15 protein-coding genes are annotated in these 16,008 nt (G+C 53.1%); 14 read left to right on the top strand and 1 reads right to left on the bottom strand.

Features of this window, described 5'->3' with window-relative positions; genetic code table 11:
• Positions 1–10: 10 nt before the first annotated feature.
• From accC to H1S01_RS10260, 10 genes are all read left to right on the top strand, one after another.
• Complete coding sequence (accC, locus tag H1S01_RS10305) at positions 11–1,372, top strand: acetyl-CoA carboxylase biotin carboxylase subunit (RefSeq protein ID WP_188040283.1); 1,362 nt, start codon at positions 11–13, stop codon at positions 1,370–1,372.
• 203 nt (positions 1,373–1,575) lie between these two features.
• Entirely contained in the window at positions 1,576–1,962 is a 387-nt protein-coding gene (locus H1S01_RS10300; protein ID WP_188040281.1) for an Asp23/Gls24 family envelope stress response protein, read from the top strand.
• Positions 1,963–2,048: 86 nt separating this feature from the next.
• A complete protein-coding gene (amaP, locus tag H1S01_RS10295; RefSeq protein WP_188040279.1) occupies positions 2,049–2,588 on the top strand; it encodes an alkaline shock response membrane anchor protein AmaP in 540 nt (179 codons plus the stop codon).
• A 22-nt stretch (positions 2,589–2,610) separates the two neighbouring features.
• Positions 2,611–3,036 (top strand): transcription antitermination factor NusB, encoded by a 426-nt coding sequence (nusB, locus tag H1S01_RS10290; RefSeq protein ID WP_188040277.1) that lies wholly within the window; start codon positions 2,611–2,613, stop codon positions 3,034–3,036.
• Positions 3,037–3,051: 15 nt separating this feature from the next.
• Entirely contained in the window at positions 3,052–4,164 is a 1,113-nt protein-coding gene (locus H1S01_RS10285; protein ID WP_188040265.1) for a tRNA (adenosine(37)-N6)-threonylcarbamoyltransferase complex transferase subunit TsaD, read from the top strand.
• A 359-nt stretch (positions 4,165–4,523) separates the two neighbouring features.
• Positions 4,524–5,378 carry a sulfide/dihydroorotate dehydrogenase-like FAD/NAD-binding protein gene (locus H1S01_RS10280; RefSeq protein WP_188040263.1) on the top strand — a complete coding sequence of 285 codons (855 nt, stop codon included), beginning with the start codon at positions 4,524–4,526 and terminating at the stop codon, positions 5,376–5,378.
• Positions 5,369–6,778 carry an NADPH-dependent glutamate synthase gene (gene gltA / locus H1S01_RS10275; RefSeq protein ID WP_188040261.1) on the top strand — a complete coding sequence of 470 codons (1,410 nt, stop codon included), beginning with the start codon at positions 5,369–5,371 and terminating at the stop codon, positions 6,776–6,778. Before H1S01_RS10280 ends, gltA begins: the two co-directional genes overlap by 10 nt.
• 80 nt (positions 6,779–6,858) lie before the next feature.
• Entirely contained in the window at positions 6,859–8,232 is a 1,374-nt protein-coding gene (xseA, locus tag H1S01_RS10270; RefSeq protein WP_188040258.1) for an exodeoxyribonuclease VII large subunit, read from the top strand.
• On the top strand, positions 8,202–8,492 hold the full coding sequence (gene xseB, locus H1S01_RS10265) for an exodeoxyribonuclease VII small subunit (RefSeq protein WP_170291854.1): 291 nt from the start codon (positions 8,202–8,204) through the stop codon (positions 8,490–8,492). The genes xseA and xseB overlap by 31 nt, the downstream gene beginning before the upstream one ends.
• Positions 8,493–8,496: 4 nt before the next feature.
• Positions 8,497–9,387, top strand: a complete 891-nt coding sequence (locus H1S01_RS10260; protein WP_341479078.1) for a polyprenyl synthetase family protein — start codon at positions 8,497–8,499, stop codon at positions 9,385–9,387.
• An 86-nt stretch (positions 9,388–9,473) separates the two neighbouring features.
• Here H1S01_RS10260 and H1S01_RS10255 read toward each other — a convergent pair whose 3' ends face one another.
• Positions 9,474–11,510, bottom strand: coding sequence for an FHA domain-containing protein (locus H1S01_RS10255; RefSeq protein ID WP_188040256.1), 2,037 nt, complete (start codon positions 11,508–11,510; stop codon positions 9,474–9,476).
• A gap of 214 nt (positions 11,511–11,724) precedes the next feature.
• On the opposite strand from H1S01_RS10255, the gene dxs reads away from it, so the two are divergent.
• From dxs to H1S01_RS10235, 4 genes are read left to right on the top strand one after another with little or no spacing between them, the layout of a single operon-like run.
• Positions 11,725–13,653, top strand: a complete 1,929-nt coding sequence (dxs, locus tag H1S01_RS10250; RefSeq protein WP_188040254.1) for a 1-deoxy-D-xylulose-5-phosphate synthase — start codon at positions 11,725–11,727, stop codon at positions 13,651–13,653.
• Complete coding sequence (locus H1S01_RS10245; protein WP_188040252.1) at positions 13,654–14,487, top strand: TlyA family RNA methyltransferase; 834 nt, start codon at positions 13,654–13,656, stop codon at positions 14,485–14,487.
• A 25-nt stretch (positions 14,488–14,512) separates the two neighbouring features.
• Positions 14,513–15,139, top strand: a complete 627-nt coding sequence (locus H1S01_RS10240) for a hypothetical protein (RefSeq protein ID WP_188040250.1) — start codon at positions 14,513–14,515, stop codon at positions 15,137–15,139.
• Positions 15,140–15,153: 14 nt separating this feature from the next.
• On the top strand, positions 15,154–16,005 hold the full coding sequence (locus tag H1S01_RS10235; protein ID WP_188040248.1) for an NAD(+)/NADH kinase: 852 nt from the start codon (positions 15,154–15,156) through the stop codon (positions 16,003–16,005).
• Positions 16,006–16,008: the final 3 nt, after the last annotated feature.

Genomic DNA, 16,008 nt, shown 5'->3' with positions numbered 1-16,008 from the left:
GGGGGCGCTTATGGGACACCACACCCTATTTAAAAAGATTCTTATCGCCAACCGCGGCGAAATCGCCGTTCGGATTATCCGTGCCTGTAAAGAACTAGGCATCGGTACGGTTGCCGTATACTCGGAAGCGGACAAAGACGCCCTCCATGTCAAATTGGCTGACGAAGCCTATTGTGTGGGACCGGCGCCGTCGAACCGCAGCTATTTGAACATCCCAAACATCATCAGCGCCGCTGCTGTATCCGGTGCCGATGCGATTCACCCTGGTTTTGGCTTCCTTTCGGAAAACGCTTATTTCGCGGAAATCTGCGAAACTTGCAAGATCAAATTCATCGGTCCCAACTCCAAGGCCATTGAATCGATGGGTGCTAAGGCTGTGGCTCGGGAGACTATGATCAAGGCCGGTGTTCGCGTCGTTCCCGGTTCTGACTCCATCGTCACCTCTGACGAAGAAGCGGAACGGATCGCTGAAGAGATCGGTTACCCTGTCATGATCAAGGCTTCTGCCGGCGGCGGCGGACGGGGCATGCGGATCGCCCATACGGAGAAAGATCTGCTCAATGCCCTGCATACCGCTCAAACGGAAGCGGAAGCGGCCTTTGCCAACAAAGCCGTCTACATTGAAAAATATGTGGAAGAGCCCCGCCACATCGAGTTTCAGATCGTGGCCGACCAATTCGGCAACACGGTCTATTTGGGAGAACGGGACTGCTCTGTGCAGCGCCGGAACCAAAAACTGCTCGAAGAAGCACCTTCTCCTGCCCTTTCGCCGGAACTGCGCAAAGAGATGGGCGAACAAGCCGTCCTTGCGGCTAAATCGGTCAACTATTGCAATGCCGGCACCGTCGAGTTCCTCCTCGACAAGCACGGTCAGTACTATTTCATTGAAATGAACACCCGTATCCAGGTCGAACACCCTGTCACAGAACTGATCACCGGTATCGACCTGATCAAAGAACAGATCCGTATCGCCGCCGGCGAACCTCTCGGTTACACCCAAGAGGACATTAAAATCGATGGACATGCTATCGAATGCCGCATCAACGCGGAAGATCCGAACAAAAACTTTATGCCTAGCCCCGGTTTAATCAAGACATACCGTCCTCCCGGTGGTCTCGGTGTTCGTCTCGACAGCGCCGCTTATGCGGGTTACTCCATCCCGCCCTATTACGATTCCATGATAGGCAAGTTGATCGTTTGGGGACGGGATCGCCAAGAAGCGATCGCCCGGATGCAAAGAGCCCTCGACGAGTTCGTCATCGAAGGTGTGAAGACGACGATTCCCTTTCAGCAGAGGGTTCTTGAAAACGCCTTCTTCCAAAAGGGTGAAGTCTATACCAACTTCATCCAACGCCGGATGATGGGAGAATAGGGAAGACGTTCTGATTGTCCTGTTACGTACATCCCCCCGGCTCTCATTGCGAAGAGCCGGGGGTTTATTCATCCCCGCCCCGTTTTATGTCAAGCTTTGAAGAAACAATATCCCCCATCTGGTATAGAATGGCGCACTTTGGTACAATAATACTGATGGACACTCTCCATCGGAAACCATATGCCTAGGGGGTGCCCGTGTACATGGATCATGTCCATACGAAACAAGAAATCGGTCACGTCCGTATCTCTAACGAAGTCGTGGCCACCATCGCCGGATTGGCCGCTACGGAAGTCGCAGGGGTCACCGCCATGAGCGGCGGCATTGGCGGCGGAATCGCTGAAATTTTAGGCCGCAAAAACTTGACGAAGGGCGTCAAAGTTGAAGTAGGCGAAAAAGAAGCCGCTATTGATTTGAACATTGTCGTCGATTTCGGCAGCCGTATTCCCGAAGTGGCCAAACGGGTGCAGGAAAACGTAAAGCGCTCCATTGAGAGCATGACCGGGTTGGCTGTCGTGGAAGTCAACGTGCATATCCAGGGAGTACATTTCCCCACCCAGGAGCCGAAAGAGGACGATCGAGTAAAATAGTCCAGGCCCCCCTGAGAACAGATCTTAGGGGGGTTTTTGCCCGTTTTATCCCTTCACCGGGGCAACCTATGGGGGAGGTATGTGGGTTGGAGACATCTAACCGTCTGTTATTGCTCACTGTCCTTTTACTGCCGCTTTTGGCTGCTTTCTATCTGATCTGGGCTGTCTTTCTCGGCGGTGCGGGCGTAGAACCATTGACACCGCTACTGGCCGCTTGGGAGAGAGGCCCTTTGCGCTGGACCTTGGGGTTTGGGGCGATCCTTTATCTCCTAGCCCTCGGAAAGTACCTTTATTCCTGGCCTCGCCGATACCAGAACCGGATGATTCTCCTTTCTTCTCCACTGGGGAAGGTCGAAATCACCCGTTCAGCTGTCGAATCGTTGATTCGTGGCGCTGCGAAAGGGATCGTCGGAATTCGAGGATTGAGAGTCCACCTGCAAACGGTCCAAGGAAGTCTCGCTGTAACCCTTTTGGTAGCCTCGGACTTGGATGTGGGCTTGGCCGGGTTGGGTGACAAATTGCAACAAGCAGTACAAGAATCATTAAAACTGGCAGACATCGACTGTAATGATGTTCAAGTGACGATTGAACGAGTCGAAGCGGAAAAAAGGGCCAGAGTCCGTTGAATATATTCGAGGAGGCGAGAATTTGAGCAGGCGCCTGGGGCGGGAAACTGCCTTACAAACGTTGTTTCAAGTTGATGTAGGACGGGTGGAGCCCGATTTTGCCCTAAAATACACCTGCAAAGAGTTTGGCGTAGACGAACAGACGGCAGAATTTGCCCGGCGACTCGTCGAAGGTGCCATGGCAAACCGGGAAGCCATCGATGAGATTGTCCGTCGATTGGCCAAGGAATGGAACTTAGAACGTATGGCGAACGTAGACCGCAACCTACTGCGCATTGCCATCTTTGAGATGCTCTATCAGGAAGATGTTCCTTTAAACGTAGCCATCAACGAAGCGATTGAATTGGCCAAACACTTTTCCGGGGAAGAATCGGCGAAGTTTGTCAACGGGATCTTAGGCCAGCTCGCCCGAGAACTCCGGGAAAGCGGTCATAAGAAAGAGGTGTAACCGCTGTCTAGTCTGTTGCGCGGTATCCTTGGGCTTGACACCAGTTGCTACACCACATCGTTAGCTTTTGTCGATGAAACAGGGCAGCTTCGAGCCCAGCGTCGGCGGTTATTGCCGGTGAAACCGGGAGAAAGGGGTCTCCGACAGGGGGACGCCTTTTTTTTACATGGCCAGCAGCTTCCCGAACTAATGGAAGACCTTTTTGCCGAGTTGTATAGAGGTGGTCAAGAGGTTCGCTTGGAAGCAGTCTCCGTGTCGACTCGGCCTCGCCCGGAAGAAGGCTCTTATCTGCCTGTATTCCGGGCAGGAGAGGCAGTAGGGCGTTCTCTAGCCGCTTCGATGAATATCCCCTTCTTTGCGACGTCCCATCAAGAAGGCCACCTAATGGCAGGTCTCTTTTCGTTGGAAAACAGAAACATAAGAAAAGGTTTAATGGAAAGGAACTTTTTAGCGGTGCACCTGTCCGGCGGCACGACAGAACTGCTTCGAGTACAGCCTTGTACAGAGAAGTCGGCTTTTGAAATCCATAAAATGGGAGGGACCAGGGATCTTCATGCGGGACAACTGGTAGATCGGGTCGGTGTTGCCTTAGGACTCCCCTTCCCTTCCGGTCCTCACCTGGAGAGGCTGGCCGCTCAATGTGACGGCCCCGGAGAGACCTTTCCTGCCTCCGTCAAAAAGTACGCCGTCAGCTTTTCTGGTGCCGAAGCGCAGGCGCTGCGCCTGATTGATAAATACACCTGTCAGTCTGGCAACAATCGGAATGAAGAGAATCCAATGTCCAATCAAAGGGGCGTTGAAGATAAGGTAGATTTGGAAACGAATGGGCAAGGTGAAAGGATACTGCCGATGGGACCGGCGATCGCCCGGGGGATCGAGCGGTGCCTGGCATCGACCTTGGAGAAAGTGCTACGACAAGCGATCGAAGAAACAGGGATACAGGATGTGCTCATCGTTGGCGGGGTAGCGGCGAACCGGTTTTTGCGACAGCGCATACAAGAACGGCTGGAACATCGTGCCGTAGGGGGGAAGTTGTACTTTGCTACACCGGAACTGTCCGGTGACAACGCTGTCGGTGTAGCCGCACTGGGGTGCCATTTTCTGAAAAATCCCAACCGTTCCCGTTGACCACAGAAATAGCAAATGGTAGACTGAAAATTGCGTTGGTCAAGACCTGTAAATTGTCACAGTGGTACCGCCGACGGGCGGTATTTTTCTTTCTGATGCGATTTTACTGTCTGCCGATATGTATACGGGATTCACGATACGAATTAGTCCCGGTTTAGCGATCTGTACAGGCTCTTGGATAAAAGGGAGCCAGTTTTTCATTACAGAGACCAATGTCCTGCCATTCGTACTTCGCAAAAAAAGGATCCTGTTTTCCGACCCCGAATTAATTTATCTTGTATCTTTTTTGCAACATGAAACAAACCGCTCATGGGTATGTGGCAGCAGACAAAATAAAATTATAAGGGAGGCAGAGGCGAATGTACCCCATCGTGCGGAAAGAGATTTTTTCTCCGACAGTTAAGCTTTTTGATATAAAAGCACCCCTCGTCGCCGCAAAGGCCCAGGCTGGACAGTTTTTTATACTCCGAGCCGACGAAAAAGGGGAACGAATTCCCCTCACCATCGCCGATTTTGATCGGGAAGAGGGAACGATTACAGCCATATTTCAGGAGATGGGAGCCGGTACCAAGAGGCTCGGTCAACTGGAAGTGGGCGACAATATATTGGATGTGGTGGGACCGCTGGGCGTGCCCTCAGAAATCGAGCGTTTTGACGGACCGGTAGCGATTGTCGGCGGCGGTGTAGGCATTGCACCTATCTATCCGATCGCCAAGGCCTTAAAAGCAGCCGGAAACGAGGTATTCGCTATCATCGGCGCCCGGAACAAGGAACTGCTTTTCTGGGAAGAGAAGATGGCATCTGTCAGTAGTAAACTCATCGTCTGTACTGATGACGGTTCGTACGGACGCAAAGGTTTTGTCACGGACGCGCTGAAAGATGTCTATGAAGCGAACTCGAATTTGAATCATGTTTGGGCCATCGGACCGATGCCGATGATGCGAGCCATCACCAATGTGACCCGTCCATGGGGCGTAAAGACGATTGTCAGCATGAACCCGCTGATGATGGACGGCACGGGCATGTGCGGCGCATGCCGGGTTCAAGTGGGCAATGAGACCAAGTTTGCTTGTGTCGACGGCCCTGAGTTCGACGGACACATGGTTGACTTCGACTTAGCCATGAAACGGCTGTCTATCTATAAAGACGAGGAAAAACGCGCCCTAGCCGCGCTGGAACATCAACATCAAGGAGGTGGATGCGGATGTCATTAAAGCAAAGAGCTGACCGTCAAGGGATGCCCTGCCAGGATCCGCAAGTCCGCCGCCATAATTTCCAAGAGGTAGCTCTGGGATATACAAAGGAACAGGCGATGGAGGAAGCGGGCCGCTGCCTTCAATGTAAAAAACCGAAATGTCGTGAAGGCTGCCCTGTAGAAGTGCTGATTCCTGATTTTATCCAGGCTGTGGCTGATGGGGATTTCGCCCAGGCGGCAGTTCTGTTGAAAGAGAAAAACGCTCTTCCGGCCATCTGTGGTCGCGTATGTCCCCAGGAGAGCCAGTGCGAAGCCAAGTGCATCGTCGGCATTAAGTCAGAACCGGTGGCCATCGGACGCCTCGAACGGTTTGTGGCCGATTGGGAAATGCGTCAAGGCGCGACGCTCCCGGAGCAGGCTCCGAGAAAAGGGAAAAAGGTGGCTGTCGTCGGCGCCGGCCCGGCCGGATTAACTTGTGCCGCTGATTTGGCCAAGTTGGGCTATGATGTGACTATTTTTGAAGCGCTGCACACCGCCGGCGGTGTGCTGATGTATGGCATTCCTGAATTTCGACTGCCCAAGGACATTGTGGAGCAGGAGATCGATAACCTGCGTAAGCTCGGTGTAGAGATGCAGTTTAACTCCGTCGTAGGAAAAGCGACCAATGTCCATGAACTGTTAGCGAACGGTTATGAAGCTGTTTTCTTGGGCACAGGCGCCGGTTTGCCCAATTTCATGGGTATTCCTGGGGAAAATTTGTGTGGTGTCTTTTCGGCCAATGAATTTTTGACCCGGACGAACCTGATGAAGGGCTACTGTTTCCCGGAATACCAGACGCCTGTCAAGGTGGGTCGCAAGGTTGCCGTACTTGGTGCCGGCAACGTGGCCATGGATGCCGCGAGGACAGCCTTGCGACTTGGCGCAGAGGAAGTTCACATCATCTATCGTCGCTCGGAGAAAGAGATGCCCGCCCGGGCCGAAGAGATTGAACATGCCCATGAAGAAGGAGTTCAGTTTCAACTGCTCACGAGCCCTGTGGAGATCATCGGTGATGAGAACGGCTGGGTGAAAGCGATGAAGTGTGTTCGCTTTGAATTGGGTGAACCGGACGCCTCGGGCCGCCGCTCCCCCGTGGCGATTCCTGGCTCGGAATACATCATGGATATCGATACAGTCATTGTCTCGATCGGTACCGGCCCCAACCCCTTGGCAACGAAGTCTGTCCCTGATCTGGAACTGAACCGCAAAGGAAATATCGTAGCTGATGAAGATGGTCGTACATCGATTCCCGGTGTGTTCGCCGGCGGCGATATCGTCACGGGTGCAGCAACGGTCATCTTGGCCATGGGAGCCGGTAAAAAGTCAGCTCGGGCTATCGACGAATACGTGATGGCAAAAACGGCGGAAAAGGCAATCTAATATCCACTACAGTCAAAGCGGTACCGGAGGGAATGGTGAGTTCTCGTTACGGGCCGCTTTGCGATACAAGGGGGCCGGCAATGGATAAAATCTGGTCCGTAACTCAACTCAATCAATATATCCAAGGACTCTTAGAGAATGCACCCTTGTTGTCGGCCGTATGGATACAAGGGGAAATCTCTAACTATAAGCATCACACGTCTGGACATATGTACTTTACTCTAAAAGATAAGGAAAGTACGGTCCGGGCGGTGATGTTTCGCGGCAAAAACCGCTTTCTCTCCTTCCGCCCGGAAAACGGATTGAATGTGATCATCCGCGGCCAGGTGTCTGTATATGCACGAGACGGCAACTATCAAATCTATGTCGATGAGATGGAGCCGGCCGGGCTGGGAGGCATCTTCCTCGCTCTGGAGCAAACGAAACGGCGCTTGGAGGCCGATGGGCTTTTTGCACGAGATCGCAAACGTCCCCTTCCCCCTTTGCCTCGCAAAGTGGGCATCGTGACAGCTCCGACAGGTGCGGCTATCCGCGATCTTTTCTCAGTCATTCAACGGCGCTTCCCGGCGATGAATATCCTCTTCTCTCCTGCCATTGTGCAAGGAGAGGAGGCGGTCCCCAGCCTCCTCCGGGCACTGCAGAGACTCGAAGGACAACCGGATGTGGATGTGGTCATCATCGGCCGGGGCGGCGGCTCTCGTGAAGATCTCTGGGCCTTCAACGATGAAGCTCTCTGCCGCGCGATCGCTGCGTTTCCCGTTCCGGTTATCTCGGCGGTAGGCCATGAGTCTGATGTTTCACTCAGCGATCTAGTGGCCGATGTCCGCGCTGCTACGCCCTCGGCCGCTGCTGAACTGGCGGTACCGCTCTATGCCGCCTTGCAAGACAGAGTCAATGAATTAACGATACAACTGCAACGGTCGATGATCGCACGGCTGGAGCGAGCCCGGCGAAATGTGGCTTCGCTGGAAAACCGGCCTTCCTTGTCCCAGCCGCTTCACCGTCTCCGTGTTCCTCGCCAGCGAGTCGATCAGTTCGAGGAGCGATTGCGCAGAGTCCTATCGCCGGCTCGGCTATCGATGATGCGCGGCCGCGTCACAGACCTAGAGAAGCGGCTCCGTACGATGGGAGCGCCTCAGCGGCTGCTGCCGCGGCGGCAGCGCCTGGAAGAACTGCAACGTCAACTGGTGATGATCGCCCAAAAGGGACTTCAGGAAAAACGGAAAGAGTTGGCTTTGCAAGCGAGCCTCATGGACGCGCTTAGCCCGCTCGCTGTCTTGGATCGCGGCTTTTCCCTCTGCATGGATCAAGATGGACGAGTCGTCCGTGACGCGAAAGAGATCGCGCCGGGAGACACTGTGGATATCGTCTTACATCGCGGCGAGCTGGCCTGCCGCGTGGAAGAAAGAAGGGAGAATCGTCGGTGGCAAATCAAAAGGGAAAGCCTGGACTAGCTTACGAAGCAGCGATTGCTCGCTTGGAAGAAGTGGTGCGGGCCTTGGAAACGGGCGAAGTCCCCTTGGATGATTCCTTAAAACTGTTTCAGGAAGGCATTGGCCTGGTCCGTCACTGTCACCTTCAGTTGGATGCCTATGAGGCAAAAGTACAAAAGCTCATAGAGTCACCGAAGGGTGTAACGATCATCGAAGAACCGGCTCAGCCGTCTGCCGAAACCACCGTCGCAGGCCTATTCGTATTGGAGGAGGGGGAATAAAGCTGTGAATCTCAAAGCCGAAATGAAGCTGATGATTCAACAGGTAGACGAGGCGCTCGGACGTTACCTTCCATCGGAAGAGACGTACCCAGCTGTCATCCATAAAGCGATGCGCTACAGCATTTTCGCGGGCGGTAAACGCCTTCGCCCGATCCTGGTACTGGCCGGTTGCCGAGCCGTCGGCGGCGATGAAGAAAAGGTGCTGTCGGCCGCTTGCGCCTTAGAGATGATCCACACCTACTCGTTGATCCACGATGACCTACCGGCTATGGATGATGACGACCTGCGGCGGGGTATGCCGACGAATCACAAAGTCTTCGGAGAAGCTACCGCTGTCCTGGCTGGCGATGCCTTGTTGACAAGAGCTTTCGGTCTCGTCGCGGAGGAAGCCCTCCGGGAAGGCCATGAGCCGGCCCGGGTCCTGCAAGTGATCGCCGAACTCGCGGAAGCCTCCGGAACGATGGGCATGATTGGCGGACAAGTTGTCGATATGGAGTCGGAAAACCGGCAGATCGATTTATCGACCATGGAGTACATACATCGTCACAAAACAGGGGCTCTGATCCGTTCATCCCTGCGCATCGGCGCCATCTTAGGCGGCGGCACTGATGAAGAGATTCGTGCCTTATCGGAATACGGCGATTATCTGGGACTCGCCTTTCAGATCACCGACGACTTGCTCGACATCCAAGGAGATCAAGAGAAGATCGGCAAACCGGTAGGTAGCGACGAAAAGAACAACAAAGCAACCTACCCCTCTCTCCTCGGTATTGAAAAAGCCCAGGAAGAGGCCTGCCGGGTCGTTCAAGCGGCCCAAGAGAGCCTCCAGATGTTTGAAGAAAAAGCGGACATATTGCGCGAGCTGGCCAAGTTTTTACTGGTGCGAGAAAATTAGAATTAAAAAAAGCCCTATGAAGCATGCGAATGCTTCATAGGGCTTTTTCCATTTGATCAAGGTCTTTTGAAGATTATTGCGCCTGTTTATTCTTCATCAGTCAAACGAAGCACAAACCCATTTTGCTTCCCGAGGAACACCTTATCGCCATCCTTTAAGGGGAGAGACCCGACAAGTTTCTCTCCATCAGGGGAGTTGATAAAGGTTCCGTTGGTCGACATTTTATCGGTGACGATGATCGAATTGTGATCGAAAGGATCGGGACCGATAAAGAGATGCTGCTTGGAGATGACCGGGTCTTTTAAGGCGATCTGGCAGGCAGAGGGATCTCGTCCAATCAAGAGACCTTTTTTAGGGATGACGTATTTACGTCCGGTTAACATGCCCGAAAAAAATTCGATGACCGGGATGACAGCATTCTGTTGCTTTATCGATGCAGCAGGGGAGGGGATTTTCTCTGGTCCTTTCCCGTTAGAGTCATCAGTGGCAGCCGAATCTGTGAACGCCCTTGAATCGCTCCTATCAACGGAAGCATCCAAAATGGATCCAGAAACGCTTCTATCCATACCAATAGATGGTAATTCTGAAGCGGAATCGACCATATTATTATCTATAGGCGATTCATTGGTGGGAGAGTTTTTTTCTTCTTTCGAAATTAAGAATGAAATGGGTGATGAAGAAGCCTTCTTTTCTGAAGTCGATGAAGTGATATCTTCAGAATTGCTGGGAACGGTTCCTTTAGTGGAAGATTGCTTCCGTCGGCCTTTTTTGTACCTGATCCAGAGATAGGCACCCCCAGCGGCAACTATGAGCAGGGTGATCACACTATGCAGGATGAAGTCAGGCCAATAGATCCGGTCTTCACCGTTTTCCAGGCGAGCTTTCGCATCGGCTAACAAGGCTTTTGCCGGGCCGTGGTGGGGAAACATATCGAGGACATCATCGAGAATGGAAATGGCTTTTGACGTATACCCTTGGTTATACATGGAGAGGGCTTTGGCATAGACCGACGTGGTGTCAGAGGCCTTGTTCGATTGACCTGCTTTCTGCAGGGCCTCCAGCACAGCCTGGCTGTTGACCATGGGGTACAAGCCGGTCCCTTTAGCCGTTTTCCCAGCTAATCCGACGATACGACCATCACCGGTGACGACAGGTCCGCTGGCAGCGGCAGGCGCCAATGTCGCTTCGATATCCAGCAAAGAACCATAGGCTTCTTTTCCTTTTCCTGTCTTCGACGAGACGATGGTGCCGGGATTTTCAGCGACTTCTGTAACTGTTCCTGGTGTCAATAAGGCCGTTGGATCGGCATTGCCCGGGAAGCCGATAACTGTGGCCGCTTTGGACGAGTCCGATTCGCCGGCGGGACTCAGCAACATGGACGGCATTTTCTCGGCTTGAATTTTTACGACTGCCACTTCTTGGAGTGCGTCAAACTCTCGGTTGCTCGGGTAAGATGTTACCGGAACGGGCTGTTCCACTTCGGTAGGTTCTTCTGCAGGAGTAGGAACAGGAGAAACACCCTCATCTTGCCGGGGTTCAACGCCTTCTTCTTTCACTGTTTTTGCGGTAGAAGCCTTTGGACGATAGGAAACTACTGGTGCGTTGTTGAGGACAACTTCCTGCGGCGGGCTTCCTGCCCAAAGCAGTTGAAAATCATACTTTTGTCCATCTGACAAGAGCACCTGCTGGTACGTTTTGACTTCCTCCATCAGGGTCGTATTCTGGGCGATACCCAATCGTTCTGACTCGGAAAGGCGGCGTCCCACTTGCTTTTGCACTTCATCGAAAAAACGGTCCGCGAGAGCTTGCCGGATGCTGGTCTGATCCTTTTTCAGCAGATCGACGATGCGCGATGAAGTGATGATCACTCCGTCTGGATTGACGACTAAGCCGGAAGCAACCCCGCCGACGGCGACAGGCCAGGCTCGGTCAGAGAAGCGGAAAGTGGCTGTGGCTCCCGCTTGGACTTCAACAACAGCCGGCTTAGTGACATCGACGACGGAAACGTCGGAGGGGAACGATTCCCCTGCGTGAGCAATCTCTGGGTACCCCATTTGACATAAAAGGACAAATGCCAACATGATACCCATGATTTGCCGGAATAACCTTGACGACGTATGCAATTTATACTAACCTCCTGTCCCAAACGGTCACTCGTTTCGACACGAACTGCCCGATATCCTCCACTGACGGACTGGAAAAACGTTCAACATTCTTTGAAGGGCAGAATTTTTCATGATATAATCATGGACAGGTATGATGAAACGGGTGACGGTCATTCACAGTAGGGATGGCGTCCAAAAGGACAAAAAGTTCGGAGAGAAGGTGGCCGTTAACATGCCCCAGATTCTTAGCCAAATTCACAAACCTGCTGACTTACACAAGCTGACCTCAGCGGAGTTAGAGCAGTTATCCAAAGAAATTCGCGAGGTTATTATCGAGACCACATCGAACAACGGGGGTCATCTGGCACCAAACCTGGGTGTCGTCGAATTGACGCTGGCCCTACATCTGGTCTTTAAGACGCCAAAGGATAAAATCGTCTGGGACGTGGGACACCAATCCTATGTACACAAGCTCTTAACAGGTCGCTACAAGGAATTTTCCACTCTCCGACGGCACCGGGGCCTTGCTGGCTTTCCAAAGCGCTCTGAGAGCAAACACGATGTTTTTAATACGGGACACAGTTCTACATCGATCTCGGCCGCGCTGGGGTTTGCCTGCGCGCGCGATCTCCAAAAAGAAGACAGTTCTGTGATCGCTGTCATCGGCGATGGTGCGTTGACCGGCGGGATGGCCCTTGAAGCATTAAACCATGCCGGACATGTGCAGACCGATCTGATCGTGGTTCTTAATGATAACGAAAAATCGATCGCCGATAACGTCGGTGCCATGTCTACATACCTGACACGCATCCGCACCGATCCGAGATATTTCCGCAACAAAGAAGAGATGGAAGATGTGTTAAAACGCATTCCTTCCATCGGGCCTCACGTCCTAAAGGTGCTCGAAAAGATGAAAGACGGCCTGAAGAACTTGATGGTGCCTGGTGTGCTTTTCGAAGAACTAGGTTACTCCTATCTAGGGCCGATTGACGGTCATAACCTGCAGGAACTGCGAGCCGTCTTGGCTAATGCCCGCCGGCTGAAAGGTCCTGTGCTTGTTCATGTGTTGACGAAAAAAGGGAAAGGATACGGGCCGGCCGAATCCAATCCGAGCCTCTTTCACGGGGTGGGCCCCTTTGACCGGGCTACCGGCAAAGTGCACAAGAGTGAGGGTCCCCCGAGCTATACGCAAGTCTTCAGTGAGACACTGCTGAGATTGGCCCGGCAGGATGAACGCATCTTGGCCATCACTGCCGCCATGCCTGATGGTACCGGCGTAGGTGCTTTTGCCCGGAATTTCCCTTCCCGTTTTATCGATGTTGGGATCGCCGAACAGCACGCCGTGACCATGTCATCGGCGATGGCGCTGCAGGGATTTAAGCCTGTCGTCGCCATTTACTCTACCTTTTTACAACGTGCTTATGATCAGGTCTTCCACGATGCTTGCTTGCACAAGGCACCAGTCGTCTTTGCGATCGATCGCGGCGGTATGGTGGGCGATGACGGTGAAACCCATCATGGTGTATTCGATATGTCCTATTTACGGCATATTCCCGAATTGGTACACATGTCTCCGAAAGACGAAAACGAGCTTCAGCACATGCTCTACACGGCCGTCGAATATAATGGACCCATCGCCATCCGCTATCCCCGGGGCGCTGGTGTCGGCGTCTCCCTGGACAAGGAACTGACCCTCCTGCCCATCGGGAAAGGAGAAGTGCTTCGTCAGGGCACCGATGTGGCCATCATTGCCATCGGCAACATGGTCAGAATTGCTGAAGAGGCGGCGAACCAACTGGAGGAGCAGGGCATCCGTGCTGCCGTAGTGAACGCCCGTTTTGTCAAACCCTTGGATGAAGAGCTGATTCTCAAGCTAGCCCGAGATATCGGGAAGATCATCACCATAGAAGAGCACATTCTGGCCGGTGGATTCGGCAGCGCCATTTTAGAACTCTTCGAAGCCAAGAATGTCGATTGCAAAGTTAAGCGGATCGGCATACCTGACGAATTCGTTCAACATGGTTCGATTTCGATTCTCCGGGAAACCTATGGACTGACAGTGGACAACCTGGCTCGTACGGCTCGAGAGATGCTGGATGGTGCCTCCTTGAGCCGAAAAAGAGGACCTATGAAAATCGTTTTCCCTGGAGAATTACGATAGATGGCAGAAAAAAAGCGGCTCGATACACTGCTCGTGGACAAGGGCCTCATGCCGACGCGGGAAAAAGCCCGCGCAGCCGTCCTGGCCGGTCTGATCCAAGTGGATGGACGGCGGGTTGATAAGGCAGGCACCATGCTCCCGGAAGGCGTACCGATTACAGTTACAGGCGACGCTTGTCCTTACGTGAGTCGTGGCGGATTCAAACTAGCCAAAGCGATCGAGTCTTTTCAACTCGATCTTAGGGGATACACCGTTCTCGATGTGGGTGCCTCTACAGGAGGCTTCACGGATGTAGCCTTGAAAAACGGCGCTGCTAAGGTGATCGCCGTCGACGTGGGCTACGGACAACTGGCCTGGTCCCTGCGCAACGACCCCCGGGTTCGCTGTCTCGAACGGACGAACATTCGTTATTTGACGGCAGAACAGTTGGGAGAAAAAGCCCAGGCTGCGACGATAGATGTGGCCTTCATTTCGCTTGAAAAGGTACTGCCGGCCGTTGCCGAATTGATAGAGGAACCCGGGTATGTGATGGCCTTGATCAAGCCCCAGTTTGAAGCCGGCAAAGAGAAGGTCGGTAAAAAAGGGGTAGTTCGGGACCCAAAGGTGCACCAGGAAGTGATTGAACGGCTCGTCGAATGGACGCGAGAACGGCAATGGTCTATATTAGGCCTTGACTTCTCACCGATTACAGGACCTGAAGGCAACATCGAATACCTGCTTTTGTTGCAAAAGCCGGGAATCGAACCGGAGAGACCGATCCTCTTTTCCGATCACCTCAAAACTACCGAGGAAATCGCCGATATTGTAAACAAAGCCCATGAAGCGGTGCGATAAGGAACAATAAGTACAAATTTCGGTTTTGGCTGCCACTGAAAAAGAGGGGACAAAACCGCCAGAAAATGGACCCGACGGGGTCCTTTCTTTTTCGTGGTTTCTTGTCGATTCGGAGATTTCAGCAGGACAAGATCCGGTCGGTGTAGAAAATGAACAGTTACCGGTGATATCCCTTTTGATGATGGAGGTTGCCGTGCCGGAAACGTTACATATGGATTTGCCACAGCTTGCGATGCTGCTGTTCATCGCCTTAATCGCAGGTGCGATCGTCTTCTCCTTCCTGCGACGACTCTACGTCCAGTGGATCACCTATTGGCGAATGCGAGCCGGCCGAGTAGGGGAACAGCAAGCGGCCAAGCTATTAAAACAAGAAGGTTATTCTGTGATCAAAGCTCAACCAGCGGGGCGGATGACTATGCGTGTCGACGGCCGACCGGTGGAGATCTCTGTTCGTGCCGACTATCTCGTCACAGGAAAAGGCAAAACCTTTATTGCAGAGGTTAAGACAGGCGACCGAGCACCCCGGCCCACCCATGGAGACACGCGTCGACAACTCCTCGAATACTCTTTGGTGTATCAGGTAGACGGAGTACTGCTCGTCGATATGGCGGCGAAAAAGATCCACCGAATCGAGTTCGAATATGCTTCGTAAAGGAGGCTGAGCCTGTGCCTACCGTAGGAGTGGTCCTGAACGACGAAAAACCGCAAGCCCAAGAAGTAGCCGCAGAAATGGCCGCATGGTTGTCTGACAGGAACATAGCTATGGGAATTCCCTTGACGAAGGTGACCGAACTGGTGCAGTCCCCTTCCGAAGAACTGCGTTCCCGTTTACGTCAGCTCGACTGGGTCGTGGTCCTAGGGGGAGATGGAACACTTCTCAATACGGCACGCCTGGTGGCCCATTACGGCATACCCGTCTTGGGTGTCAACTTGGGACGTCTCGGCTTTTTGACAGAAATCGAGATTGGCGATCTCTTTCCTGCCTTGCAGCGCTTGATTGCCGGCGATTACCGGATTGAAGAGCGAATGATGCTAGAAGCTGTGTTAGTTCATCAAGACAAGTTCAGTGATCCCGTCTACGCCCTGAACGATGTCGTCATCACCAAAGGGGATCACCCGCGCATGATCCAGTTGGAAGCGACCGTCGGGAACGAAGTCGTGGGCAACTATGCTGCCGATGGACTCATCGTGGCTTCGCCGACGGGATCGACAGCCTATAACCTCTCCGCAGGGGGACCGATCGTTTCGCCGGAAATACATGCCATGATTTTGACGCCCATCTGTCCCCATGCGATGGACGCTCGCCCGCTCGTCGTTCCGCAAGATGAAACGATTCGACTAACCGTGACCAACGCCCATGGTCATGCCGTGGTGACCGTGGACGGTCAGCCCGGATTGCCTATGCTATGCGGAGATCAGGTGCTCGTCAAAAAAGCGCCCGTCACTTGCCGGCTCATCCGTCTGGCCGACCGGAGCTTCTTTCGAATATTACGTGAAAAAATGAGGCAGGGGAGGTAAACT

Origin of the sequence: Heliobacterium chlorum (assembly GCF_014502795.1) — a bacterium.
Classification (GTDB): domain Bacteria; phylum Bacillota; class Desulfitobacteriia; order Heliobacteriales; family Heliobacteriaceae; genus Heliobacterium; species Heliobacterium chlorum.
The sequence above is the reverse complement of the archived record's forward strand: the minus strand, read 5'-3'. Positions and strand labels throughout refer to the sequence as shown.

Coding starts and splice junctions, on each gene's coding strand:
- accC (WP_188040283.1), top strand. CDS start 11: ATGGGACACCACACCCTATTTAAAAAGATTCTTATCGCCAACCGCGGC.
- H1S01_RS10300 (WP_188040281.1), top strand. CDS start 1,576: ATGGATCATGTCCATACGAAACAAGAAATCGGTCACGTCCGTATCTCT.
- H1S01_RS10280 (WP_188040263.1), top strand. CDS start 4,524: ATGTACCCCATCGTGCGGAAAGAGATTTTTTCTCCGACAGTTAAGCTT.
- gltA (WP_188040261.1), top strand. CDS start 5,369: ATGTCATTAAAGCAAAGAGCTGACCGTCAAGGGATGCCCTGCCAGGAT.
- xseA (WP_188040258.1), top strand. CDS start 6,859: ATGGATAAAATCTGGTCCGTAACTCAACTCAATCAATATATCCAAGGA.
- dxs (WP_188040254.1), top strand. CDS start 11,725: ATGCCCCAGATTCTTAGCCAAATTCACAAACCTGCTGACTTACACAAG.
- H1S01_RS10245 (WP_188040252.1), top strand. CDS start 13,654: ATGGCAGAAAAAAAGCGGCTCGATACACTGCTCGTGGACAAGGGCCTC.